General features: G+C 73.6%; 21 protein-coding genes and 1 riboswitch. Of the genes, 12 read left to right on the forward strand and 9 right to left on the reverse strand.

Going from position 1 to position 22869, the window contains the following annotated elements:
- The first annotated feature begins 162 nt into the window (after positions 1 to 162).
- From ACH4S9_RS11165 to def, 7 genes are all read left to right on the forward strand, one after another.
- Complete coding sequence (locus ACH4S9_RS11165) at positions 163 to 795, forward strand: alpha/beta family hydrolase (RefSeq protein WP_398371828.1); 633 nt, start codon at positions 163 to 165, stop codon at positions 793 to 795.
- 306 nt (positions 796 to 1101) lie between these two features.
- Positions 1102 to 1791, forward strand: a complete 690-nt coding sequence (locus ACH4S9_RS11170) for a sigma-70 family RNA polymerase sigma factor (protein ID WP_311729762.1) — start codon at positions 1102 to 1104, stop codon at positions 1789 to 1791.
- Positions 1788 to 2105 (forward strand): mycothiol system anti-sigma-R factor, encoded by a 318-nt coding sequence (rsrA, locus tag ACH4S9_RS11175; protein WP_089504922.1) that lies wholly within the window; start codon positions 1788 to 1790, stop codon positions 2103 to 2105. The genes ACH4S9_RS11170 and rsrA overlap by 4 nt, the downstream gene beginning before the upstream one ends.
- Positions 2106 to 2329: 224 nt before the next feature.
- A complete protein-coding gene (locus ACH4S9_RS11180) occupies positions 2330 to 3784 on the forward strand; it encodes an HD domain-containing phosphohydrolase (RefSeq protein ID WP_398371215.1) in 1455 nt (484 codons plus the stop codon).
- A complete protein-coding gene (locus tag ACH4S9_RS11185) occupies positions 3781 to 5388 on the forward strand; it encodes an HD-GYP domain-containing protein (RefSeq protein ID WP_398371217.1) in 1608 nt (535 codons plus the stop codon). Before ACH4S9_RS11180 ends, ACH4S9_RS11185 begins: the two co-directional genes overlap by 4 nt.
- Positions 5389 to 5607: 219 nt before the next feature.
- Positions 5608 to 6594 carry a tetratricopeptide repeat domain-containing protein gene (locus ACH4S9_RS11190; protein WP_043486837.1) on the forward strand — a complete coding sequence of 329 codons (987 nt, stop codon included), beginning with the start codon at positions 5608 to 5610 and terminating at the stop codon, positions 6592 to 6594.
- Positions 6595 to 6691: 97 nt separating this feature from the next.
- On the forward strand, positions 6692 to 7321 hold the full coding sequence (def, locus tag ACH4S9_RS11195) for a peptide deformylase (protein ID WP_311729765.1): 630 nt from the start codon (positions 6692 to 6694) through the stop codon (positions 7319 to 7321).
- 86 nt (positions 7322 to 7407) lie between these two features.
- Here the strand turns inward: def and ACH4S9_RS11200 are convergent, their stop codons facing one another.
- The 4 genes from ACH4S9_RS11200 to ACH4S9_RS11215 form a co-directional block, all read right to left on the reverse strand.
- Positions 7408 to 8364 carry a ribonucleotide-diphosphate reductase subunit beta gene (locus ACH4S9_RS11200; RefSeq protein WP_311729857.1) on the reverse strand — a complete coding sequence of 319 codons (957 nt, stop codon included), beginning with the start codon at positions 8362 to 8364 and terminating at the stop codon, positions 7408 to 7410.
- Positions 8365 to 8426: 62 nt separating this feature from the next.
- Positions 8427 to 10841, reverse strand: a complete 2415-nt coding sequence (locus tag ACH4S9_RS11205) for a ribonucleoside-diphosphate reductase subunit alpha (protein ID WP_361183303.1) — start codon at positions 10839 to 10841, stop codon at positions 8427 to 8429.
- A gap of 123 nt (positions 10842 to 10964) precedes the next feature.
- A riboswitch (cobalamin riboswitch) is annotated at positions 10965 to 11095 on the reverse strand.
- A gap of 313 nt (positions 11096 to 11408) precedes the next feature.
- Positions 11409 to 12887 (reverse strand): FGGY family carbohydrate kinase, encoded by a 1479-nt coding sequence (locus tag ACH4S9_RS11210; RefSeq protein ID WP_398371220.1) that lies wholly within the window; start codon positions 12885 to 12887, stop codon positions 11409 to 11411.
- A 103-nt stretch (positions 12888 to 12990) separates the two neighbouring features.
- The gene (locus tag ACH4S9_RS11215) at positions 12991 to 14040 is read right to left on the reverse strand and encodes a 2-hydroxyacid dehydrogenase (protein ID WP_311729768.1); all 1050 of its coding nucleotides are present in this window, start codon (positions 14038 to 14040) and stop codon (positions 12991 to 12993) included.
- A gap of 110 nt (positions 14041 to 14150) precedes the next feature.
- Between ACH4S9_RS11215 and ACH4S9_RS11220 the strand changes: the two genes are divergently transcribed.
- From ACH4S9_RS11220 to ACH4S9_RS11235, 4 genes are all read left to right on the forward strand, one after another.
- Positions 14151 to 14900: a histidine phosphatase family protein gene (locus ACH4S9_RS11220; RefSeq protein ID WP_398371223.1), complete on the forward strand. Its 750-nt coding sequence runs from the start codon at positions 14151 to 14153 to the stop codon at positions 14898 to 14900.
- Positions 14897 to 15697, forward strand: a complete 801-nt coding sequence (locus ACH4S9_RS11225; protein ID WP_311729770.1) for a DeoR/GlpR family DNA-binding transcription regulator — start codon at positions 14897 to 14899, stop codon at positions 15695 to 15697. Before ACH4S9_RS11220 ends, ACH4S9_RS11225 begins: the two co-directional genes overlap by 4 nt.
- A gap of 115 nt (positions 15698 to 15812) precedes the next feature.
- Positions 15813 to 17267, forward strand: coding sequence for an FGGY-family carbohydrate kinase (locus ACH4S9_RS11230; protein ID WP_398371225.1), 1455 nt, complete (start codon positions 15813 to 15815; stop codon positions 17265 to 17267).
- Positions 17268 to 17470: 203 nt separating this feature from the next.
- Positions 17471 to 18733: an alginate lyase family protein gene (locus tag ACH4S9_RS11235; RefSeq protein WP_398371227.1), complete on the forward strand. Its 1263-nt coding sequence runs from the start codon at positions 17471 to 17473 to the stop codon at positions 18731 to 18733.
- 19 nt (positions 18734 to 18752) lie between these two features.
- Here ACH4S9_RS11235 and ACH4S9_RS11240 read toward each other — a convergent pair whose 3' ends face one another.
- Positions 18753 to 19508, reverse strand: coding sequence for an alpha/beta fold hydrolase (locus ACH4S9_RS11240; protein ID WP_398371229.1), 756 nt, complete (start codon positions 19506 to 19508; stop codon positions 18753 to 18755).
- Positions 19505 to 20839, reverse strand: coding sequence for a M14 family zinc carboxypeptidase (locus ACH4S9_RS11245; protein ID WP_398371231.1), 1335 nt, complete (start codon positions 20837 to 20839; stop codon positions 19505 to 19507). The genes ACH4S9_RS11240 and ACH4S9_RS11245 overlap by 4 nt, the downstream gene beginning before the upstream one ends.
- Positions 20840 to 20871: 32 nt before the next feature.
- Here ACH4S9_RS11245 and ACH4S9_RS11250 point away from each other — a divergent pair, with 32 nt between their 5' ends.
- Complete coding sequence (locus ACH4S9_RS11250) at positions 20872 to 21480, forward strand: TetR/AcrR family transcriptional regulator (protein ID WP_398371831.1); 609 nt, start codon at positions 20872 to 20874, stop codon at positions 21478 to 21480.
- Positions 21481 to 21578: 98 nt separating this feature from the next.
- Here ACH4S9_RS11250 and ACH4S9_RS11255 read toward each other — a convergent pair whose 3' ends face one another.
- From ACH4S9_RS11255 to ACH4S9_RS11265, 3 genes are read right to left on the reverse strand one after another with little or no spacing between them, the layout of a single operon-like run.
- The gene (locus ACH4S9_RS11255) at positions 21579 to 21710 is read right to left on the reverse strand and encodes a hypothetical protein (RefSeq protein WP_398371233.1); all 132 of its coding nucleotides are present in this window, start codon (positions 21708 to 21710) and stop codon (positions 21579 to 21581) included.
- Between the two features lie 16 nt (positions 21711 to 21726).
- Positions 21727 to 22227, reverse strand: a complete 501-nt coding sequence (locus ACH4S9_RS11260) for a GNAT family N-acetyltransferase (RefSeq protein WP_398371235.1) — start codon at positions 22225 to 22227, stop codon at positions 21727 to 21729.
- Between the two features lie 25 nt (positions 22228 to 22252).
- On the reverse strand, positions 22253 to 22855 hold the full coding sequence (locus ACH4S9_RS11265) for a sigma-70 family RNA polymerase sigma factor (protein ID WP_398371237.1): 603 nt from the start codon (positions 22853 to 22855) through the stop codon (positions 22253 to 22255).
- Between the last annotated feature and the right edge of the window lie 14 nt (positions 22856 to 22869).

Consider the following 22869-nt stretch of genomic DNA (forward strand, 5'->3'; position numbering starts at 1 on the left):
TGCGCCGCGTTCTGCGCCGCCGGTCTTCCGATCGGCGCGGGGTCGATACCGCGGCGCGCCGCCCGGACGCGGCAGGATGGGCCTGTGAGCGCCGAGCAGACCCAGCAGACCGCACAGACCGGTGAGCCGTCCGGAGCGACGACGGCCGGGACCGGCGAGACCGTGCCGACCCCCGCCGGTGACGCCCGCATCACCTGGCACCGCGCCGCCTCCGCCTCCGGCGCCCGCGCCGTGCTGGCCGTGAGCCATGGCGCCGGGGGCGGGATCGAGGCCCGGGACCTGCGGGCGCTGGCCGCCGCGCTGCCGCCGCTGGGCGTCGATGTCGCGCTGGTCGAGCAGCCGTGGCGGGTGGCGGGGAAGAAGGTCGCGCCCGCGCCCAAGACCCTGGACACCGGATGGCGCGCGCTGTGGCCCGCGCTGGAGAAGCCCGGGCTGCCGGTCGTCGCGGGCGGGCGCAGCGCCGGGGCGCGGGTGGCCTGCCGTACGGCGCGCGAGCTGGGCGCGAGCGCCGTGCTGGCGCTGTCCTTCCCGCTGCACCCGCCGGGCAGGCCGGAGCGGTCCCGGGCCGAGGAGCTGCTGGACGCCGGCCTGCCGACGCTGGTGGTCCAGGGCGACCGGGACCCGTTCGGCCGCCCCGAGGAGTTCCCCGAGCTGCCCGTCGGCATGGAGCTGGTCGGGATCCCGCACGGCGACCACGGTTTCGCCGTGCCGAAGAGGGCGGACATCGGCCAGGAGGAGGCGCTGGCGCTGATCACCGGAGCCGTCGCCGACTGGCTGGCCCGCCTACCGGGCTGAGCTGCGCGGACGTGCCGTATCGAGCGGCGGAGGCGGCCCGGGAATGCGATCGGGACGCTGTGTGTTGTAGCGCGCGTAGCTATGAATCAGGACAAGGCACAGGCTCAGGTACCCGCACCAGGAGAAGGAGTCCCCAGTATGGGTTCGCTCGCTTGCCCGGCCCGCCCGCGCGCCGCCGACCTGGACTGGTCGCAGCCGCAGCCGGGGTGGACCGCCCGGAACGAAGCGGCGGGCGGACCGGATCGTCGTCTATTCTCCGATTCGAGTGGGTCCGCATTCGGCGGTCCCGACACGAAGGCGGAGGAGGTGGGTCAGGTCACTGGCACCGACGCGGGGACCGACGGCGTGACCGAGGGCCGGCCGGCCGGGCAGCCGCACGAGACTGACGCCGAGCGCAACGCGCGCTTCGAGCGGGACGCCCTCACGTTCCTCGACCAGATGTACTCCGCCGCATTGCGTATGACGCGCAATCCGGCCGATGCCGAGGACCTGGTCCAGGAGACGTACGCGAAGGCCTACGGGTCGTTCCACCAGTTCCGTGAGGGCACCAACCTCAAGGCGTGGATGTACCGCATCCTCACCAACACCTTCATCAACTCGTACCGCAAGAAGCAGCGGGAGCCCCAGCGCAGCGCGGCCGAGGAGATCGAGGACTGGCAGCTCGCGCGCGCCGAGTCGCACATGTCGACCGGTCTGCGCTCCGCCGAGTCGCAGGCGCTCGACCACCTCCCCGACTCGGATGTCAAGGAAGCGCTCCAGGCCATTCCCGAGGAGTTCCGCATAGCGGTCTATCTCGCGGACGTCGAGGGGTTTGCCTACAAGGAGATCGCGGACATCATGGGGACACCCATCGGTACCGTGATGTCGCGGCTGCACCGTGGGCGCCGCCAGCTGCGCGGACTGCTCGAGGACTATGCCCGTGGGCGCGGGCTGGTCCCGGCCGGCGCGCCCGCCGCGGCGGACGAGTCGCACGATCGGAAAGGCGCGGACTCATGAGCTGCGGAGAGCCGCACGAGACGGATTGCTCCGAGGTCCTCGACCACCTCTACGAGTTTCTCGATCGCGAGATGCCCGACGTGGACCGCGCCAAGCTGGAGGTGCACTTCCACGAGTGCTCCCCCTGCCTGGAGAAGTACGGGCTGGAGCAGGCCGTCAAGAAGCTGGTCAAGCGGTGCTGCGGCCATGACGACGTGCCCAGCGACCTGCGCTCGAAGGTCATGAACCGCATCGAGCTGATCCGCTCCGGCGAAGTCGCGCCGGAGCGGGAGGTCGTCGCGGAGGCGAACGCGCCGACGCCCGCGCAGGACTAGGCGCCCTCCGGCGGGCTGTTCCGTTCACCGCCGTGCGGGGCCGAGGCCCTGCGCGCTGTCCGGGCAGCCCGGCCCGGCTCGCGCGTTCGTACAGTACGGCCGCCCGATCATCACCCGAAGGTGTGCAATCGGGCGGAGCACACGGACGAACCCCGCGCGCCCGGCTCTATCCTCCCCAATCTGACGGCCCGACCGGGGCCGCGGACGGACGGGGAGGAGGGGGCATGCGGGCGGTTCCTCTGGCGGCGCGCGTCTACATCCTGAGCGCCGCGCTCCTGGCCGCGGTGTGCGCCGCCCCGGCCCTGTGGCCCGCGGCGCATGTCTCATGGGCCACGGCCGCGCTGCTCGCCGCGCTCCACGCGGTCGTCGTCCGCAGGCCGCCCGGCTCCCTCCTGCTCAGCCCCGCGCTTCTGGCCGGGGCTTTTCTGCTGCCCGCGCCCGCCGCCGCGCTCGTGGCGGTGCCCGGCGCGCTGCTCGGACCCGTCGAGCGGCGCCCCGCCGGCGTACGGCGGCTGTGGCGCGCCGCGCGGCTCGCGCTCGCCGGATACGCCGCCTCGGGCGCCTTCGCGCTCTGCGGCGGTCGGGAGGCCCTGGCCGCCCCCGCCACCGCCGGTGCGCCCGATGTGCCGGGCGGCTTTCCGTACGTCCTGGTGCCCGCGGCCGTCGCCGCGCTCGTCCTGGGCCTGACCGCCGCCGCCCTGGAAGGCGGTGTGCTGATCACCGCCGAGGACCGCTCGCCGCGCGCCGCCTGGCGCGGCCGGGTGCTGTGCTCGGTCGTCCCCCATCTGGCGCACGGCCTGGCCGGGCTGCTCATGGCGGCGCTGTGGCGCAGCCCGTACGGGCCGCCCGCCGCGCTGCTGGTGCCGGTGCCGATGTACGTCTGCGCCCGCGCCTTCGCGCTGTGTCACCAGGAGCGCGCCGCCCACCAGGCCACCGTCCGCGCCCTCGTCCAGGCCGTCGACATCAAGGACCGTTATACGCGCGGCCACTGCGAGCGGGTCGGCCGCGCCTCCGTCATGATCGCCCGCGAGCTGGGGATGGGCGGGGACCGGCTGGAGGCGCTGCGCGTCGCGGGCGTCCTGCACGACGTGGGCAAGCTCGGCGTCCCCACCCGGCTGCTGCGCAAAAACGGTCCGCTGACCCCCGAGGAGCGCCGCGTCATCGAACTCCACCCCGAGTACGGGCACGAGATGGTGCGCGGCATCGGCTTCCTGGAGGAGGCGCGGGAGGCGGTCCTGCACCACCACGAGCGGCTGGACGGGAGCGGCTATCCCTATGGGCTCGCGGGGGCGGAGATTCCGGAGTCGGCGAGGGTGGTGGCGGTCGCGGACGCCTTCGACGCGATGACCTCGACCCGCGCGTACCGGCGGGCGCGGCCGGTGCCCGTGGCCATGGAGGAGCTCGAGCGGTGTGCGGGGGCGCAGTTTGACCCGCGGATGGTGGGGGCCCTGGCCCGCGCCCTGGACCGGTACGGCTGGCCTGTCCCCGCCCCGTCCCCGGCCCCGGAGGAGGCGCGCCACCTCGCCCCGGCCGGCCGGGAACGCGCACCGGGGCATTCGCCGGACCGGCGCGGAAACGTCCCGCCTGCGTCCCCTGAGACCGTGCCGGGCCGGGGCCCGGGCGGCTCCCGGCCCCGGGGGCTGAGCGCCTCGCGGCCCGGGCCGGGCGGTGGCACATGAGCCCGTGGCGGTGCGCCGTGCCGTGGCCCGGCGCGGGCGCGCGCAGGACGGCCGTCGGCGGGGGAGGTGCCGCGGCCCCGGGCCGGGCCGGTCGCCGCGGCGGACGCGAGGCCGGGCCCGGGCCGGAAGCCGGGCACCGGCCATGGTCCGGCCGCTCGGCGCGGCGGGGCCGGGGAGCGCTCACCGTCGTCGCGGTGTACGGCGCGGCCGGCGCGCTGGCCGTGGCCGCCGTCGCCTGGACGCAGTGGCGGGGCGTGCGCGAGCCGGGGACGGCGCTCGCCTTCGGGGCGCTGGTCGCGCTGGGGGAGGCCCTGCGGTGGGACGGGCGCGCGGGCCCGGCCGGGGCGCCCGGGCGGCCGGACGAGCCGGAGGCCGGGGAGCGCGAGCCCGCGCCCGTCGCCGCCGCCGGCGCCCTCGGCTACGCCGCCGTACTGGGGCGGCTGAACGGCCAGCCGGCCGCGCACGGCGTCCTCCAGGCCGTCGCCGTCATCGGCGCCGCCTCCCTCGTGGCGCTGCTGCCGCGCGTCGCGCTCGGGCGCCCGGTCGGCCTCGGCCTCGGCCTGGACACCGACCGCGCCGCGCGCCGGGTGCTCGCCGTCGCCTTTGTCGCGCTCTGCTGCCAACCGCTCCACCACACCGGCCGGTTGCCCGCCCTGCTCGACGGTCTCGACCGGCTGAGCGAGGGCTCGTATCTCGTCGTCTCCTCGCTGCTGGTCCTGGCCCTGGCCGCGCTCGGCGACGCCGCCCTGGCCGCGGCCCTGACCCGGGCCCGTACGGGCCGGCCGTACGCCCTCCTGCTGTGCGACGGACTGCGCGCGCTGCCCGGCGTGGGCGCCGCGGTCTGCGCGACGGCGGCGGCCATGGCCCCGGCGGTGGCCGTGGCCGGGCTGTGGGCGCTGCCGGTGCTGGCTGTGCCGCTGCTGCTCGTCCAGCACTCCTTCCGCCGCCGCGCGGCGATCCGGGCCACCCGCCGCCAGACCGTCGCCTCGCTGGCCAGGACGACGGAGACGGCCGGGTACACCCCCGCGGGCCACGCCCGCCAGGTCGCCCTCCTCAGCCGCGCCGTCGGCCGCGAGTTGCGGCTTTCCGGCCCGTCCCTGACCGTGCTGGAGTACGCGGCGCTGATGCACGACATCGGCCAGCTGTCGCTGCTCGACGCCGTGCCGGCCGGGGCCACCGAGCCGCTGCCGGAGGCCGAGCGGCGGCGGATAGCGCTGCTGGGCGGGGCCGTCGTCCGGCAGACCGGGGTGCCGGACGAGGTCGCGGAGATCGTGGAGCGGCAGGCGGACCCGTATCGGGAACAGCCGCTTCCGGCCCGTATCGTGCGGGCCGTGAACGCCTACACCGAGCTGGTGAACGCCTACACCGAGCCGGTGGGAGGTTCCCCGGGCGGCTCCCTGGGAAGCCCTCAGAAGGGCCGGGGCGCGGCCGGGCCCAGGGCCCTGGAACGGCTGCGGCGGGGCACGGCCCACGACTTCGACCCGGCCGTGGTGGAGGCCCTGGCCACGGTCGTGTCGCGTCCGGCGCCCGACCTGGTGCACGGCCGCCGAGCCGGCCGCGTACCAGGTCACCCGAGGTCTCCCGAAGCGAGAACTCGCGGGTAATGAGCGGCTGCCCCGAGAGGCATGGTTGGATGCGAAGAGAGGGGGTGTCGGGCCTATGGCCGGCGGCAAGGAGGTGTGGTGGGCATCGTCCCCGGGCCGATGTGTGAGGGGCCGGGCTGAGATGTCCGCGAATGTGTGGCAGGTTGTCGTCGAGGGAGGGCTTGTCCGTCCGCGAAGGCATCTGGTGCGGTACTACTTCGATACCGGCAGGCGGGAATGGTGAAGATCTTCGGCAAGGTGCGGCACCGGCCGTCCGCGTCATGGCGGCAGGCCACGGACCGCGCGTTCACGCTCATCGGAGACGGCCGGTACGAGGACGCGGGAGCTCTGCTGACCCGCGCCGCCGACCTGGAACCGTGGCTGTCGGAGTCCTGGTTCAACCTGGCGCTGCTGCACAAGTTCCGGCACGACTGGGAGCAGGCGCGCGCGGCGGGGTTGCGCGCGGTCGCGCTGCTGGACCGCGAGACCGGCGCCCCGGACTGGTGGAACGTGGGGATCGCCGCCACCGCTCTCCAGGACTGGCCGCTGGCGCGCCGCGCCTGGCAGGCGTACGGCCTGAAGGTGCCGGGCGAGGCCTCCGCGTCCGGTGAGCCGCTGGGCATGGAGCTGGGCAGCGCGGCCGTGCGGCTGTCGCCGGAGGGCGAGTCCGAGGTCGTCTGGGGCCGCCGGCTCGACCCGGCCCGGATCGAGGTGCTGTCCATCCCGCTGCCGTCCTCCGGGCGGCGCTGGGGCGAGGTGGTGCTGCACGACGGCGTTCCGCACGGCGAGCGCGTCACCTCCGCCGGCCCCGCGTATCCGGTCTTCGACGAGATCGAGCTGTGGGCGCCGTCCCCGGTGCCGACCTGGGTGGTGCTGCTGGAGGCCGCGACGGAGGCCGACCGGGACGCCCTGGAGCGGCTCGCGGCGGACGCGGGCTTCGCCGCCGAGGACTGGTCGTCCTCGGTGCGGCTGCTGTGCCGCTCCTGCTCGGAGAGCCGGATGCCCAGCGACGAGGGCGAGGGCGAGCACCTGGACCCGCACGACCACAGCGAGCCCGGCCAGCCCGGCCCGCTGGGGCACCGCATGGCGGGCTCGGGCTCGCTGTGGGTGGCGGAGCGGGAGTGCGGGATCGCCGCGCCGAGCGGGCTGGTGCGGGGGCTGCTGGACGGCTGGGTCGCGGACAGCCCGGACACCCGTGAGTGGCGGGACCTGGAAGAGGTCTGCTGACATACCCGCTCATCCGTCGCGGGCCTTACGACCTGGGGTGCGGCCGTTACCCTGTAGGGCGACGAGTGGCGGTTTTGAGGAAGGCGTGCGGCGGACGATGGCGCAGCAAGGGACTGAGCAGCGGGTGGACGACGAGTTCATCGTGGACACGGAGGACTGTGAGGAGCGCGAGCGCGCGTATCGCGAGCGCGGCACGGCCCGCCCGATCACGGTCGTCGGCAATCCGGTGCTGCACAAGGAGTGCCAGGACGTCACCGAGTTCGACGACAAGCTGGCCGCGCTGATCGACGACATGTTCGCCAGCCAGAAGGCGGCCGAGGGCGTGGGCCTGGCCGCCAACCAGATCGGCGTCGACCTGAAGGTCTTCGTCTACGACTGCCCGGACGACGACGGCGTCCGCCATGTGGGCGTGGTCTGCAACCCGGTGCTGGACGAGCTCCCGGCCGACCGCCGGGTGCTGGACGACTCCAACGAGGGCTGTCTGTCGGTGCCCACCGCCTACGCCGCGCTGGCCCGCCCCGACTACGCGGTGGTGCGCGGCCAGGACGCCCAGGGCAAGCCGATCGCGGTCCAGGGCACCGGCTACTTCGCGCGCTGCCTCCAGCACGAGACGGACCACCTCTATGGCCGTCTCTACATCGACCGCCTCTCCAAGCGCGACCGTAAGGACGCGCTGCGGCAGATGGCGGAGGGCACGCCGCGCTACGAGACGGTGCCCAACGACTGACGCCCGACAGGGCATACATACGGCGCGGCGCCCCCGGGAGATCCCAGGGGCGCCGCGCCGTATGCCGGGTTTGCATCAGAAGCGGCTCAGAAGTCGTCGTCGAAGGAGACCGAGCCCTCGACCGCCACCTGGTACGCGGAGGCGCGGCGCTCGAAGAAGTTGGTCAGCTCCTGGACGTTCTGAAGCTCCATGAAGGAGAACGGGTTCTCCGAGCCGTAGACCGGGGCGAAGCCCAGCCGGGCGAGCCGCTGGTCGGCGACGCACTCCAGATACTCGCGCATCGACTCGGTGTTCATACCCGGCAGCCCGTCGCCGCACAGGTCGCGGGCGAACTGGAGCTCGGCCTCGACGGCCTCCCGCAGCATGTCGGTGACCTGCTGCTGGAGTTCGTCGTCGAAGAGCTCGGGCTCCTCCTCGCGGACCGTGTCCACCACCTGGAACGCGAAGTTCATGTGCATGGTCTCGTCGCGGAACACCCAGTTGGTGCCCGTCGCCAGGCCGTGCAGCAGGCCGCGGGAGCGGAACCAGTAGACGTACGCGAAGGCGCCGTAGAAGAACAGGCCCTCGATGCACGCCGCGAAGCAGATCAGGTTGAGGAGGAAGCGGCGGCGCTCCTCCTTGGTCTCCAGCCGGTCGATCTTGTCGACCGAGTCGATCCAGCGGAAGCAGAACTCCGCCTTCTCCCTGATCGACGGGATGTTCTCCACCGCGGCGAACGCGGCGGCCCGGTCGTCCGGGTCGGGGAGGTAGGTGTCCAGCAGCGTCAGATAGAACTGGACGTGCACGGCCTCCTCGAACAGCTGCCGGGACAGATACAGCCGCGCCTCGGGCGAGTTGATGTGCTTGTAGAGGGTGAGCACCAGGTTGTTCGCCACGATCGAGTCACCGGTCGCGAAGAAGGCGACCAGGCGGCCGATCAGGTGCTGCTCGCCGGGGGAGAGCTTGGCGAGGTCGGCCACGTCCGAGTGGAGGTCGACCTCCTCCACGGTCCAGGTGTTCTTGATCGCGTCGCGGTAGCGGTCGTAGAAGTCCGGGTACCGCATCGGCCGCAGGGTCAGCTCGAACCCGGGGTCCAGGAGGTTCTTGACGCGTTCGGGGGCGGTGGTCACTGGCAGGCCTCGCAGGACTCGGGGTTCTCCAGGGAGCAGGCGATGACCTCGGGGTCGACGGGCGCCTGCTGAGTGGGGATGGGCACGGTGGCGGGGGCGGCCGCGCGGGCCGACTGGGCGATCCGGGTCGCCGGGCGCGAGCGCAGGTAGTACGTGGTCTTGATGCCGCGCTTCCAGGCGTACGCGTACATCGAGCTGAGCTTGCCGATGGTGGGCGAGGCCATGAAGAGGTTCAGCGACTGGCTCTGGTCGAGGTACGGGGTGCGGGCGGCGGCCATGTCGATCAGGGCGCGCTGCGGGATCTCCCACGCCGTCCGGTACAGCCGGCGTACGTCCTCGGGCACCCAGGAGAAGTCCTCGACCGAGCCGTTGGACTCGCGCAGCGCCTCACGGCTCTGGGCGTCCCACACGCCGAGCTTCTTCAGGTCGTTCACCAGGTAGGAGTTGACCTGGAGGAACTCACCACTGAGCGTCTCGCGCTTGAAGAGGTTGGAGACCTGCGGCTCGATGCACTCGTAGACGCCCGCGATCGAGGCGATGGTGGCGGTCGGCGCGATGGCCAGGAGGAGCGAGTTCCGCATCCCGGACTTGGCCATCCGCTCGCGCAGCGCTGCCCACCGCTCGGGCCAGGTCGCCACCGCGTCCGTGTAGTGGTCCGGGTGCAGCACACCGCGCGCGGTGCGGGTGGCGGACCAGGCCGGGTGCGGGCCGTGGCGCTCGGCGAGGGCGCAGGACGCCTCGTACGCCGCGAGCATGATGCGCTCGGAGATCTGGGTGGACAGCGCTTGCGCCTCGGGCGAGTCGAAGGGCAGCCGCAGCCGGAAGAAGACGTCCTGGAGGCCCATCAGGCCCAGGCCCACCGGGCGCCAGCGGGAGTTGGACGCCCCGGCCTCCTCGGTCGGGTAGAAGTTGATGTCCACCACGCGGTCGAGGAAGGTGACGGCGGTGCGGACGGTCGCGTCCAGCCGCTCCCAGTCCATTACTTCTTCCCCGGCGCCGCCGTCTTTGCCCAGGTGCGCGGCCAGGTTGACCGAGCCCAGATTGCACACGGCCGTCTCGCCGTCGTCCGTGACCTCCAGGATCTCGGTGCACAGGTTGGAGGAGTGCACGACCCGGCCGGGCTCGGCGGTCTGGTTGGCGGTGCGGTTGGCGGCGTCCTTGAAGGTCATCCAGCCGTTGCCGGTCTGCGCGAGGGTGCGCATCATCCGGGCGTACAGCTGGCGCGCCGGGACGGTCTTGACGGCCAGCCCGTCCGCCTCGGCCTTCCGGTACGCGGCGTCGAACTCCTCGCCCCACAGGTCGACCAGCGCGGGCGCGTCGACCGGCGAGAACAGCGACCAGTCGGCGTCGGCCTCCACCCGGCGCATGAACTCGTCCGGGATCCAGTGCGCGATGTTGAGGTTGTGGGTGCGGCGGGCCTCTTCGCCCGTGTTGTCCCGAAGCTCCAGGAACTCCTCGATGTCCGCGTGCCAGGTCTCCAGGTACACACAGGCCGCGCCCTTGCGCCGGCCGCCCTGGTTGACGGCGGCGACGGAGGCGTCGAGGGTGCGCAGGAACGGCACGATGCCGTTGGAGTGGCCGTTGGTGCCGCGGATCAGCGAACCGCGGGCGCGGATGCGCGAGTAGGACAGGCCGATGCCGCCCGCGTGCTTGGAGAGCCGCGCGACCTGGTGGTAGCGGTTGTAGATCGAGTCCAGCTCGTCCAGCGGCGAGTCCAGCAGATAGCAGGACGACATCTGCGGGTGGCGGGTGCCGGAGTTGAACAGCGTGGGGGAGCTGGGCAGGTAGGACAGTGTGCTGGTGAGCCGGTACAGCTCGGCGACGTCGTCCAGCGCCCGCTCCGAGTGGTCCTCGGCCAGCCCGCAGGCCACCCGCAGCAGGAAGTGCTGCGGGGTCTCGATCACCTGGCGGGTGATCGGGTGGCGGAGCAGATAGCGGCTGTGGAGGGTGCGCAGCCCGAAGTAGCCGAAGCGGTCGTCGGCGCCGTCGGCCAGCGCCCGCTCGACCAGCGCGTCCAGGCGGGCGGCGTGGGCGGTCACGAACTCGGCCGTGCCGTCCGCGATCAGGCCCTCGCGGTGGCCCACGGCCACCGAGGCGGAGAAGGAGACCGCGCCCTGCCCGGCCGCCTCCTCCGCGATGGCGAGGGTCAGCAGCCGCGCGGCGAGCTTCGAGTACTCGGGTTCTTCGGCGATCAGACCGGCCGCCGCCTCGGTCGCGAGGGTGCGCAACTCCGCCTCGTCCGAGCCGGGATGGCGGCCGCGCAGGGCGGCGGCCGCGACCTTGCCGGGGTCGGTGGCGGGCAGGTCGGCGGTGAGCTCCGTCAGGGTCCGCAGCAGGGCGGTCCCGGGCGCGTCGTCCGCTGCCTGAGTAGCCGCTGCCTCTGAAACCGGATCGGCTGGCGCGATGGTCACTGAAGTGTTCTCCCTCGCTCGGCTGGGGGCCGGGCGGGTGGTACGCGATGGGCGCGTGCGGGCATGCCGAAACCGCCAAGGGCATACCGCACAGCGTCCATCGGCCCAACCCGCGGGGCCCGGACGTATGAGACGGCTGTCGGCAGGTCCTCGGACTCGCGGGTACGCAAAAGCGTACGCGTACACCGTTGCGGGACAGTTCCGGATTCGCACCGGATTCCCCTGCGGCGACAGCGAGCATGAGCATACATCTTGTGGTGGCGAGCGCACGCGCCCCCACATGTTGTGTCGCGAGGTGGAGTGTTTCGTACGAATGTGCTATTCAGTGCCGGACTTGGCGCGGTCTTGGCGCGCGCTTGGCACAGGCCTGACGCAGGCCCGAGACAGGCCTGACGCGGGCCCTGGGGCGTGCCCCGAGGTGCCCCGAGGTGGCCCGGCAGAGGCCGGCAGGGGGCCGGTACGGCCCCGGCGCGGCCCCGGTGCGGGTCCGGCGCGGACGGTCGGGCGCGAGCCCGGCAGGGGCCCGGCAAGGGCCTGCGCCGGGCCCGGCGCGGCGCCGGGTCGCCTTTAAGCGGGCGCCGTTGCCCGCCACTCCGCGAGGGTACGGGCCAGCCTGGCCCGGTAGTCCGCGTAGCCGCGCTCGTATGCCTCGGCGCGCTCCGCGTCGGGTACGACAGTACGCGAATCGGCTCGCCATTGTGCCGCGTCCACCGGGTCGCCCAACGCGCGCCAGGCGACCGCGACCGCGCCGCGCGCCCCCACCTCGGGCTCGTCCGGGATCCGCACCGGCCGCCCCAGGACGTCCGCGAACAGCTGGGTCCAGGCGGCGGACCGGGTGCCGCCCCCGCAGGCCGCGAGCGTCGCGCTCAGCCCCGCGGCCTCCAGGCAGTGGCGTGCCGCGTACGCCACGGCCTCGCAGGCGGCCCGGACGGCGTCCGCGCGGGTCGTGGCCAGGGTCAGGCCGTCCAACCGGCCCCGCGCGGCGGGCTCCACGAACGGGGCGCGCTCGCCCGCGTCCGACAGGAAGGGCAGCGCGGTGACCCCGCGCGCCCCCGGCGGGCTGTCGGCGAGCAGCGTCTCCAGATCCGCGGTGGTCGCCCCGGTGAACTCCAGGACCCACTCCAGGGCCGCCGTGCCCACCATGGCGGGCATGCCGCGCAGCCAGCGGTCCCGGTCGGGCGTGCACAGCCACATGCCCGCCGGGTCGGCCGCCGGGTCGATCCGCGCGCTGTCGGTGAGGACCTGGCTGGCGAGCGTGGTGCCCACGATCAGCAGCCCGTCGCCCACCTCCGTCACGCCGCTGCCGATCGCGCAGGCCGGGAGGTCGTACGGGCCCGCCGTGACGGGCAGTCCGGCCGGCAGCCCGAGCAGCTCCGCGCCCGCGTCGTCGAGCCGCAGGACGGTGCCGGGCGCGGCGGGCGTCGGCAACAGCCGGGCGTATTCGGCGATTCCGCACGCTTCCAGGGCATCGGGGACGTATGCGCGTGTGGTCACGTCCAGGAAGGGCATGGACGCGTCCGAGGCGTCCACGCCGATGACGCCGGTGAGCCGCTGGGCCACCGCGTCCACGCAGTAGCCCGCGACCTCCGCGCGCGCCAGGGCCTGTGGCTCGTGGTCGGCCAGCCAGCGCAGCAGCGGCGCGTGGCAGCCGGGGAACACCCCGGAGCCGGTGAGCCGGTAGAGGTCGCGGATGGTGCCGTCCTCGCCCCAGCGGGCCACGGTGTCGTTCGCCCGGCCGTCCATCCAGGAGATCGGCGGGCGCACGGCGCGGCCCGCCGCGTCGCGCAGCCACAGCCCGTCGCCCTGCCCGGTGAGCGCGAGCGCCACCGGGGCCTCCCGGCCCTTCGCGGCCAGGGCGGCGGTCACCTCGCGGACCACCTCGGCGACCGTGCGCAGCACGTCCTCCAGGTCCTGCTCCACCCGCCCGCCGGGCAGGCGGTCGAGCCGGCTGGGACGGCTGGCGGCCGCCAGGGACCTGCCGTCCCGGCCGAAGGCCACGGCCTTGGTGACGGAGGTGCCGACGTCGACTCCGAGGACGATGCTCATGACGTGGGCCCTCCTTGGGGGCGTCGACTGCGCGGGTTTGTGCGGGGCTGTTGTGCGGGGGCCGGGCTGGGCCTGTCCGGCGGATCTTGCCGCCGGACACCTCCTAGCCCGTGGGCTGGTTCGCGGGGTGGGCGAGCTTTTCGCCGCGGGCGTAGCGGCCGACCTCGGCGGCGGTGATGGCGGCCGCGCGGTGCGCGGTCTGCCGGGTGGCGCCGGCGAGGTGCGGGGTGGTGACGACGTTGGGCGCGGAGTGCAGCGGCCAGTCGGCGGGCGGCGGTTCGAGGTCGTACACGTCGAGGGCGAGGGCGCCGAGCCGGCCGGAGCGCAGCGCCTCGGGCAGCGGGGCGTAGTCGAGCAGGCCGCCGCGCGCGGTGTTCACCAGCACCGCGCCGGGCCGCATCCGGGCGATCCGGTCGGCGTCGATGAGCCCCTGGGTCTCGGGGGTGAGCCGGGCGTGCAGGCTGACCACGGAGGAGCGGGCGAGGAGTTCGTCCAGCTCGACCGGGACGACGCCGTCCGCGCGGGCGGTCTCGGGGTCGGTGTACGGGTCGGCGATCAGCACCCGGGCGCCGAACGCGCGCAGCACGCGGGCGACGATCCGGCCGATGGCCCCGTAGCCGACCAGGCCGACGGTCGCGCCGTCCAGCTCGATGCCGCCCTCCTCGTACGCGTAGAAGTCCCCGCGCCAGCGGCCGGCGCGCAGCTCGGCGTCCGCCGTCGGGATGCGGCGCATCGCGGCGAGCATCATGCCGACCGCGAACTCGGCGGCGGCGGTGGCGTTGCGGCCGGGCGCGAAGCTGACGGCGACGCCGGCGCGGGTGGCGGCCGGCAGGTCGACGTTGACCGGGCCGCCGCGGGAGACCGCGACCATACGCAGCTCGGGGCGGGCGGCGAAGACCTCGGCGGTGAACGGCGCCATCTGCGTCACGCACACCTCGGCCCCGGCCAGCGCCTCGATCAGCTGCTCCTCGGTGCCGCTGGCCTCGATCACCCGGCTCGCCGGGCCGCCCACCGGGCCGAAGGGCTCGTGGGGCCACGGCAGCGTCAGCTCGGCGACGTCGACGTCGATGTCCTCGAGCCCCGGCTCGTCGCGGAGCGCGGCGATGATGAGGTCGGGGCGTACGAAGTGGTCTCCGGCGGCGAGGACACGCATGGGTGGCCTTTCTTCGGCGTTCCATCACAGAGGCGACGCTAGATTTAACATCGTTGACGTGACAAAGCAATGGCCCGCGCGTCGTGCGGGCCGAAGGGAGGAAGCGTCCTGTGACGGCTCGCCTACTGCTCGTCCGCCATGGAGAGACGGTGTGGCACGCGGAGAACCGGTATGCCGGGATCTCGGACGTGGCCCTGACGGAACGGGGATTCCGGCAGGCGGAAGCGCTCGCCCATTGGGTGAAGGGGCGCGAAGTAAACGTGGTGGCCTGCTCCCCGCTGAGCCGCGCCCGGCTCACCGCGCGCCCGGCCGCGGACGCGCTCGGGCTCGTCCCCGAGATCGTCGAGGACCTGCGCGAGGTCGACTTCGGCTGGGGCGAGGGCCGCACCATCGCCGAGATGGAGGCGGAGGACCCGGCGGCCGTACGGGCCTTCCGGGCGGACGCGGAAGCGGGCGCCTTCCCCGGCGCGGAACCGCCGGGCGCCGCGTCCGCCCGCGCCGCGTCCGCCCTGCGCGGGCTGGCCGCCGCGCACCCGGGCCGCACGGTGCTCGTCGTGGCGCACAACTCCCTGCTGCGGATGGCGCTGTGCGCGCTGCTGGGCATCCCGGTCGGCCGCTACCGGCAGGTCTTCCCGCGGCTGGACAACGCGGCGGTGAGCGAGATCGAGGTGGCAGGCGAGAGGACGGCGCTGCGCTCGCTGAACGTACCGACGGGCGCGGTGGCCACGAGCGCGGGGGCCACGGGGGCGGTGGCCACGAGCGCGGCGGCCACGGGGGCGGCGGCCACGAGCGCGGGGGCCACGGGGGCCGCGCCCGCCGGGGACGCGTACACCGGCCGTGGGGGAGAATCCGCCCCATGACCACGACCGGCGCGTCCGACGTCCCGCCCCGCTCCCAGGCCGCACGCAGACAGACCATCACCGAGTACGTGCTGGCGCACTCCACCGCCACCGCGGCCGAGCTCGCCGAGCTGGCCGGCGTCAGCCTCATGACCGTGCACCGGGACCTGGACGAGCTGGCCAGGCTCGGGGTGGTGCGCAAGTTCCGGGGCGGGGTCTCGGCGCTGCCGTCGTCGGTCTTCGAGTCCAGCCTGGACTACCGGATGGGCGTGAACCGGGCCGAGAAGGAGGCGGTGGCCGCGGCCGCCGCGGAGCTGGTCGAGCCCGGCATGTCGATCATGTTGGACGACTCCACGACCGCCCTCGCCCTGGCCCGGCTCCTCGTCGACGCCGCCCCGCTGACCGTGGTGACCAACGCCCGGCGCGTGGTGGAGGTGTTCGCGGGGGTGGAGCAGACCCGGCTGATCGGCCTGGGCGGGGAGTACTCGCACACCCACGACTCCTTCCTCGGCGTGCCCTGTGTGGCGGCGATCGAGGCGCTGTCGGTGGACATGGTGCTGGTCTCCACCTCGGCGGTGGACGCGCACACCACCTACCACCAGGAGCAGGACGTGGTGCTGGTGAAGCGGGCGATGCTCGCGGCCGGAAGCCGAAAAGTGCTCCTTATGGACGCGTCGAAGACCAGGCGCACCGCCCTGCACCGCCTCTGCCCGGTCGACGAGTTCGACCACCTGGTGGTGGACGGCGGAGTGGACGCGGCGCTGCTGGTGGAGCTGCGGGAGCGCACGGATGTGAGGGTGGCGGGGGCGCGCTCTTAACGTCTCCCGTGTTAACTTCACTTCGCACATGAGGCTGGTGGGCCTTGGGCGCGCCGGGGAGCCCCCAAGGCCCACCGTTGTACGGCCGCGCCGCGCGTCGAAGGAGCCGACCGCTATGAGCACAACGTCGCCCTCCCTGGAGGTCGTGGCAGGCATCGACATCGCCACGGCGGCGGTCCGGGTGGTGTGCGTCGACGCGCAGGGCCGGATCCGCGCGGAGACGCGCGAGCCGCTGCCGCCGCCCCGGCGCGGCGCGGGCGGGCGCAGCGAGCAGGACGCGCGGGCCTGGTGGCCCGCCGTCGCCGCCACGCTGCGGCGGGCGACCGCGGCGCTCCCGTCGGGCGGCCGGGAGGTGGTGGCCGTCGCCACGTCCGCGACCTCGGGCACGGTCGTCCTGGCCGACGGCGCGGGCGAACCGGTCGGCCCGGCCCTGATGTACGACGACCGCCGCGCGGCCGAACTCAACGCCCGCGCCCAGCGCGTCGGCGCCCCGCGCTGGCAGGCCCTCGGCCTCTCGGTCGGCCCGACGGCGGCCCTGGGCCGGATCGCCTGGCTGGCGGCGGAGGAGGAGGGCGACGACGGCAAGCTCCTCCACACCCCCGACCTGATCGGCCGGCGGCTCACCGGAGGCCCGGTGGCCACCGACTGGAGCCACGCCCTCAAGAGCGGCTACGACGCGCGCCTCGGCGAGTGGCCCGCCGAGGTCCTGGACGCGCTCGGCGTACCGCCCGGGTGGCTGCCGCCCGTGCAGCCGCCCGCCACCGAGGTGGGCACGGTGTGCGCGGCCGCGGCACACGAGACCGGGCTGCCGGTCGGCTGCTCCGTCCGCCTGGGGATGACGGACGGCTGCGCCGGACAGATCGCCACCGGGGCCGTCCGGCCCGGCCAGTTCGTGGGCGTCCTCGGCACCACGTACGTCCTCAAGGGCGTCACCCGCGAGCTGGTCCACGACCCGACCGGCGCGCTCTACAGCCACCGCCACCCCGACGGCTGGTGGCTGCCGGGCGGCGCCTCCAACACCGGCGGCGAGGCCCTCGCGCACGTCCCCGCCGACCGCCTCCCCGCCCTCGACCGCGCCGCGGCCGCCCGCGGCCCCGCCTCCGTGGTGACCTACCCCTTGCGCCGCGAGGGCGAGCGCTTCCCGTTCGTCAGCGGCGAGGCCTGCGGCTTCGTCCTCGGCACCCCGGCCGACGAGGCCGACCGCCACCGCGCCGAGCTGGAGGGCGTCGCCTTCCTGGAACGCCTCGCCATCGAGCGCGTACGGGAGCTGGGCGTACCCGTCGAGGGGCCGCTGTGGGCGGCGGGCGGCGGCAGCCGCAGCGCCCTGTGGACCCGCGTCCGCGCCACCGCCCTCGGCATGCCCCTGCGCGTCGCCGACCACGCCGAAACCGCCTTCGGCGCCGCGCTCCTCGCTGCCTCCGGCACCCTCCACCCCGACCTGGCCGCGAGCGCCGCCGCGATGGTCCGTACGGGCCGGGACATCGACCCGGACGAGACCGAGCGCGCCGCGCTCGACGAGTCGTACGCGGCCTTCACCGCCGCCCTGCGCGAACGCGGCTGGCCGGCGTAGTCCGGCCTCCTGCTGTAGTCCGGCCCTCGGAATCGCTCCCCGGGCTCCCCCGGTACCCACTGTCGAACGGAGTCAAGTCCGACCCCTTGACGGAGGCTTGGTCTATACCTAGCTTCTCCTCCGCCCCCACTTGTCATGTATGTGACTGGGATTCGGGTCCACAGACAGATGCCCCGGCATCTGCCGCCGAGAGGAGAACCCTCATGCGCGAGACCGCTCAGCGACCGACCCACCCGCGAAGCCCCCGCCGGCGAAGGATTCCCGCACTCACCGCCGCCGCCCTGTCCGCCGCCTGCCTGGCCGGTGCCCTCGTCGGCCCGGCCCAGGCCCAGGCCGCGAAGACGGCGTCCGCACCGCGCTCCGCCGACAAGGCCGCCGCGCCCGCCGCGTTCACCCACCCCGGAGTCCTGGTCGGCCGCTCCCAACTCGACTTCATCCGGGGCAAGGTGCAGGCCGGCTCGGCGCCCTGGAAGGGGGCGTACGACGCGATGATGGCGAGCAAGTACGGCTCGCTGTCGTACACGCCGAAGCCGCGCGCGGTGGTGGAGTGCGGCCCGTACTCCGACCCCAACTACGGGTGCACCGACGAGCGGCAGGACGCCATCGCCGCGTACACCCACGCGCTCGCCTGGTACGTCACCCGCGACGACCGCTACGCGAAGAAGGCGATCGAGATCATGGACGCCTGGTCGGCCACGATCAAAGACCACACCAACAGCAACGCGCCCCTACAGACCGGCTGGGCCGGATCCGTGTGGCCGCGCGCGGCGGAGATCATCCGCTACACCTACACCGGCTGGCCGAACGTCAGCCGCTTCGCGACCATGCTGCGCAACGTCTACCTCCCCAAGGTGATCAACGGCTCGAACAGCAACGGCAACTGGGAGCTGTCCATGATGGAGGCCGCCGTCGGCATCTCCGTCTTCCTCGACGACCGCGCGAGCTACGACAAGGCGGTCGCCCGCTATCTGAACCGGACCCAGGCCTACGTCTACCTGGAGTCGGACGGCGCCCTGCCCAAGACCGTGCCGGGCAGCGGGCTGGACACCAAGGACAAGATCGTCAAGTACTGGCAGGGCCAGTCCACGTTCGTCACCGGGCTGACCCAGGAGACCTGCCGGGACCTCACCCACACCGGCTACGGCATCTCCGCGATCTCCCACGTGGCGGAGACCTCCCGGATCCAGGGCGAGGACCTCTACCCGAAGGTCGGCGAACGCCTGCGCCAGGCGCTGGGCTTCCAGTCCAAGTACGATCTCGGCGCGTCCGTGCCGTCCTGGCTGTGCGGCGGGACGCTCAAGGACAAGCTGGGGCCGGTCACCGAGGTCGGGTTCAACGCCCTGCACAACCGCCTCGGCTACCCCATGGACAACACCCAGAAGCTCACCGAGCAACAGCGCCCGGCCGGCACCAACAATCTCTTCGTGGCCTGGGAGACCCTGACCCACGCCGACAACTCCGGCTGAGCCGACCGTGTCCCGCCGGTCAGCCGCCGAGGAGGAAGGCCAGCGCGTCGGCGGCGAACCGCCTGTCGGTGAACGTCGCGCCGTGGCCCCTGCCCGGGTAGCTGATCAGGCGGGCGCCGGGGATCCCCGCGACCGTCTGGCGGGCCAGCTCCAGCGGGTAGACCACATCCTTCTCCCCCTGGATCAGAAGCGTGGGGGCCTTGATGTCGTCCAGCCGCCCGCGCAGGTCGAAGCCGTCTTCGGCGCCCAGCATGGTGGCGGCGTCGGTATGGTCCTTCCGGCCGTCGGCCAGCCATCCCAGCGCCCTGACGAGGGTGCGGCCGACCGTCGACTCGGTCACCAACTCGGCCAGGGCCGGGCTCGGGCGCTCGCCCCGCCGCGCGCGGTCGATGTAGGCGCGCTGGGCGCGCCTGCCGATCGGCCCGAGCGTGCAGGCCGTACCGCCCAGGACCAGGCGGGCGACCAGTTCGGGGCGGTCGGCGGCGAGCTGGAGCGCCGCGGAGCCGCCGCTGGACAGGCCCAGGACGTTCACCGGGCCGGTGAAGGTGGCCTTGAGCGCGTGGGCGTAACAGTCGGCCAGCTCGGCCATCGTCGTGGTGGGCGGCAGCCCGGGCGGCCGGTTGAGGACATGGACGGTGAAGTGCTCGGTGTAGGGCCGGACCGTTCGCATCAGGTAACGGCGCGCCAGTCCGGTCGGGTTGGCCGCCTCGGGCGTGAAGAGCAGGACGATCAGCGGCGGCCCGGCACCGATCGACAGACAGGGCAGCCCGTTCATGACGGCGAGGCTCCCTCCGCCGTGTGCGAGGCGGCGATCAGGGCGGCGCCCAGCTGTACGGCGACGAGCTTGCGGAGCTCGACGGGCAGGCCGGGGGAGTCCGCCTCGGCCTGGCCGTACCACTGGTCGAAACGCTCGGTGAGGGCGCGGTGCTGCTCGCGGATCGCCGGTGTCAGGTTTCCGGCGGCGAGTTCGGCGTCGAGCATGCGCAGGAACACGCCGAGGAGGCGAAGGCGCAGTAGGTGTGTGGTCTGGTGGCTGCTGAACTCCTCGGCGACGGTGGCCGGGCGGCCGAGGCCGGGGCCAGGGCCGGGCCGGGATTCCTCCAGTTCGGCCATCCTGCGGAAGGTCTCCAGCGTGCTCTCGGTCGAGCGGCGGAACGGCGAGGGTACGGTCAGGTCGTCGGAGACGGCCCGCATCGCCGCCTTCAGCGTCTCGATCAGCTCGCGCCGCGCCACCGCCGCCTCGGCGACGACCTCGCCGTACGGCCGGTCGGTGGCGCTTCGGTCGGATACGCGGTCGTCGGCCCAGTACGGCACCTCGGCCACGAGGTGGAGCGCGCCGAACCTGGCCGCGTAGTCAGCGCTGCTGCCGCCCGCGCCGAAGGCGGCGCCGACGTGGGCCCCGGACGGAGTCAGGTAGACGGCGGGGGCGATCGGCTTGGCGCCGGGCAGTTCCGGTTCGCCGTGGTGCAGCGGGAGGCCTTCCTCGCCTGGCAGTTCGGCCAGCCGCTCGGCGAGCGTCGGGTTGTCGCGGTTGAGGTAGAAGAACGCGCCGTGGTACTCGCCGTTGTGAAGGGAGTAGACCAGCGACGGCCTCACCTCGTCCATGAGCCGCATCAGCGCCGCCGTCTCCGGCAGCGTGCGGTCGAAGCGGTAGTCGCCTTCGGCCAGCGGAAACGTCCACTCGACCTGTTCGGACAGGTCGGGGCGGAAGAAGTGCCGGACGTAGCCGCGCCGGTCGCCCGGCCTGCTGTACCAGGGCTCGTTGAGCCTGGCGCCGTCCGGGTCCGCGCACGGGACGAAGTGCCAGCGGTGGCCGAGCTCCGCCCGCAGCTCGGGGTCCTCGCACAGCAGCTTGATCAACGCGCTGACGGTGAGGCCGCCGACCGGCTCGTTGGGGTGCGGTCCGCCGATGACCACCGCGTCCGCCGGTCCGTCGCCGACGGTCAGCGCGCGCAGCGGTTCGCCCAGGCGCGAGGTGCCGATGCGGCGCAGTCGCACCAGGTCGGGGTGGGTGGCGGCTAACGCATCCAGCTCGGCGTGCATGGCGTCGACGGACGGGAACGCGGTGGAGCCGGGGACCCGGCTCAGATACTCCCCTGTATTCATAATGGAGTTACCGTAATAATGAGATTATGAGAATGACAAGGGTGGAGGCCAAGCAGCGCAACCGGCGGGCCCTCCTCGACGCCGCGCGCGGCATCGTCGCCAGAGACGGCCACCGGGCCAGGCTCGAAGAGATCGCCGAGCGGGCCGAGTTGACCACCGGAGCGATCTACTCCCTCTTCGGCAGCAAGAACGGCCTGCTGATCGCGCTCGTCGCGGACCACCTCGGCCCGCACGACGAGGGCTTGGAGCGGCTCCTCCCCGCCGAGCTCGCGCTCGTCGACGCGGTCGACGCCTTCGCCCGCCACTACCGCCGCCTGTGCGACGACCCCGACGCGCTGCGCCATCTCTCGTTCGAGATCAGCTTGCAGGACCTGGCCCTGCGCGACCCCGAGTTGCAGCCCAGGCTCGCCGCGTCCGTCCGCGCCCACGAGGAGCGACTGGCCGGGCTCTTCACCGGCCGGTCCCATGACGGCTCCGCCGTGACGCCGCCCCAGGCACAACGCCTGGCCACCGCGGTCAGGGGGCTCCTGGTCGGCCTCAGCCAGGGAGTCATCCTCGGCCGGATCGACGCGGCCCCCGAGGACTACTTCGCCGACACCGCCCGCGCCCTGGTCACCCCGGACGTGCTCGGCCCGCCATGACACCGTCATGGGTGCGGTTGTGGTGAGTATGGGACAGCGACACGCCGTCGCGACGGCGTGTCGCTGTCCCATACTCACCACAAACCGAGGCCTCGGTGTCAGGCCGTGAAGAAGTCCGCCAGAGCGCGCGCTACTGCGGCGGCGTCGTTCTCCATGGGAATGTGGTCGGCCCCCGCGACCCGGACCAACCCGGTGTGCGGCATCTCGGCGGCGAACCGCCGGCAGGCCACGGAAGCCCCTGCCCGGCTACAGCTCAACGGTGAACGCCCACAGCGTGATCCCCGGTATCGGCTCCCAGTCCCGCTCCGGGGCCCGTACGAACCCCAGCCGCCCGTACAGCCGGTGCGCGGTGGTCATCTTCTGCTGGCTACAGATCACGATCCGTTCGAGGCCCAGCTCCAGCCCCCGCTCCAGGCACGCCCGCACCAGCGCCTCCGCCGCTCCCCGCCGCCGTGCCTCCGGCCGCACGGCCAGCATCCGGAACTCGCCCTCGCCCGGGCGGGCCAGATCCGTGTACGCCCCGCCGTGCCCGGTGAAGGCCACCGCCCCCAGCACCTCGTCGCTCCCCGCGTCGGCCGCGACCAGGACCTCCGCATGCTCGGCCCGCCGCCGGACGTCGCGCAGCTCGCCCTGATACCAGCCGCTTTCGTCGAATTCCAGCAGCCCGTCCGCGAGGTACGCCCGCGCGGTGAACTCGCCGATTTCGTCGAGCTCCTCGTCCCGCGCCCGCCTGATCATGATGTCCATACCAGGCAGTGTGGCGCACTCGGCCTCAGGCGCCGTCCCGGAGCCGGTCGCGCTGGATCTGGTGGGCGAGGGCGCGGCGTACGGAGGCCGATGCGGTGGTGGTGGCCCCCGAGGGGAGGTCGAGGGCGCGGCTGATCTCGTCGTACGCGGCCCGATAGCCGCTGGGCAGCTCCGGCTGATGCGTCCGCAGGTCCTCTTCGACCAGGCGCCTCAGCTCGTCGACATTCTCGGGCGTGAAGCGCTTCCTGCCCCGGGCGATGGCGTTCACGTAGCGGGTGCAGCGGGCGGTGTCGTAGAAGGTCTCGGAGATCTCCTCGGCGAGGCCCCATAGGCGTCCTTCGAGCCATGAGATGTCGCGCTGGTCCAGGGAGAGCGTCACCGGGGGCGGTGGGTCCCCCGCCCTGTACTTCGCGACCTGCTTGGACACGGCGGGCTGGCTCATGTCGGTGAGCCGGGCGATCCTGTCCTGGGTCCAGCCGAAGCCGACCAGCACTTTGATCATCTCGGCGCGCAGCTTCCGCATCTCCTCGCCCGCGCGGATGACCTCGTTCATGGCGGCGAGCATCCGCCCGGCCTGTTCCTCGGTCAGCGCCTCGGGGATCCGGTCCGTGCTCTCCTCACCTGCCACACCACGGTTATACA

It is taken from the genome of Streptomyces sp. NPDC021225 (assembly GCF_044332865.1).
Classification (GTDB): domain Bacteria; phylum Actinomycetota; class Actinomycetes; order Streptomycetales; family Streptomycetaceae; genus Streptomyces.

Excerpts from the sequence above, each read along its gene's own strand:
- ACH4S9_RS11225 (WP_311729770.1), top strand. The coding sequence starts at position 14,897 with ATGACCACGACCGGCGCGTCCGACGTCCCGCCCCGCTCCCAGGCCGCA.
- ACH4S9_RS11235 (WP_398371227.1), top strand. The coding sequence starts at position 17,471 with ATGCGCGAGACCGCTCAGCGACCGACCCACCCGCGAAGCCCCCGCCGG.
- ACH4S9_RS11185 (WP_398371217.1), top strand. The coding sequence starts at position 3,781 with ATGAGCCCGTGGCGGTGCGCCGTGCCGTGGCCCGGCGCGGGCGCGCGC.
- ACH4S9_RS11180 (WP_398371215.1), top strand. The coding sequence starts at position 2,330 with ATGCGGGCGGTTCCTCTGGCGGCGCGCGTCTACATCCTGAGCGCCGCG.
- def (WP_311729765.1), top strand. The coding sequence starts at position 6,692 with ATGGCGCAGCAAGGGACTGAGCAGCGGGTGGACGACGAGTTCATCGTG.
- ACH4S9_RS11210 (WP_398371220.1), bottom strand. The coding sequence starts at position 12,887 with ATGAGCATCGTCCTCGGAGTCGACGTCGGCACCTCCGTCACCAAGGCC.
- ACH4S9_RS11245 (WP_398371231.1), bottom strand. The coding sequence starts at position 20,839 with ATGAATACAGGGGAGTATCTGAGCCGGGTCCCCGGCTCCACCGCGTTC.
- ACH4S9_RS11200 (WP_311729857.1), bottom strand. The coding sequence starts at position 8,364 with ATGCGGTACCCGGACTTCTACGACCGCTACCGCGACGCGATCAAGAAC.
- ACH4S9_RS11260 (WP_398371235.1), bottom strand. The coding sequence starts at position 22,227 with ATGGACATCATGATCAGGCGGGCGCGGGACGAGGAGCTCGACGAAATC.
- ACH4S9_RS11250 (WP_398371831.1), top strand. The coding sequence starts at position 20,872 with ATGACAAGGGTGGAGGCCAAGCAGCGCAACCGGCGGGCCCTCCTCGAC.
- rsrA (WP_089504922.1), top strand. The coding sequence starts at position 1,788 with ATGAGCTGCGGAGAGCCGCACGAGACGGATTGCTCCGAGGTCCTCGAC.
- ACH4S9_RS11215 (WP_311729768.1), bottom strand. The coding sequence starts at position 14,040 with ATGCGTGTCCTCGCCGCCGGAGACCACTTCGTACGCCCCGACCTCATC.
- ACH4S9_RS11230 (WP_398371225.1), top strand. The coding sequence starts at position 15,813 with ATGAGCACAACGTCGCCCTCCCTGGAGGTCGTGGCAGGCATCGACATC.
- ACH4S9_RS11240 (WP_398371229.1), bottom strand. The coding sequence starts at position 19,508 with ATGAACGGGCTGCCCTGTCTGTCGATCGGTGCCGGGCCGCCGCTGATC.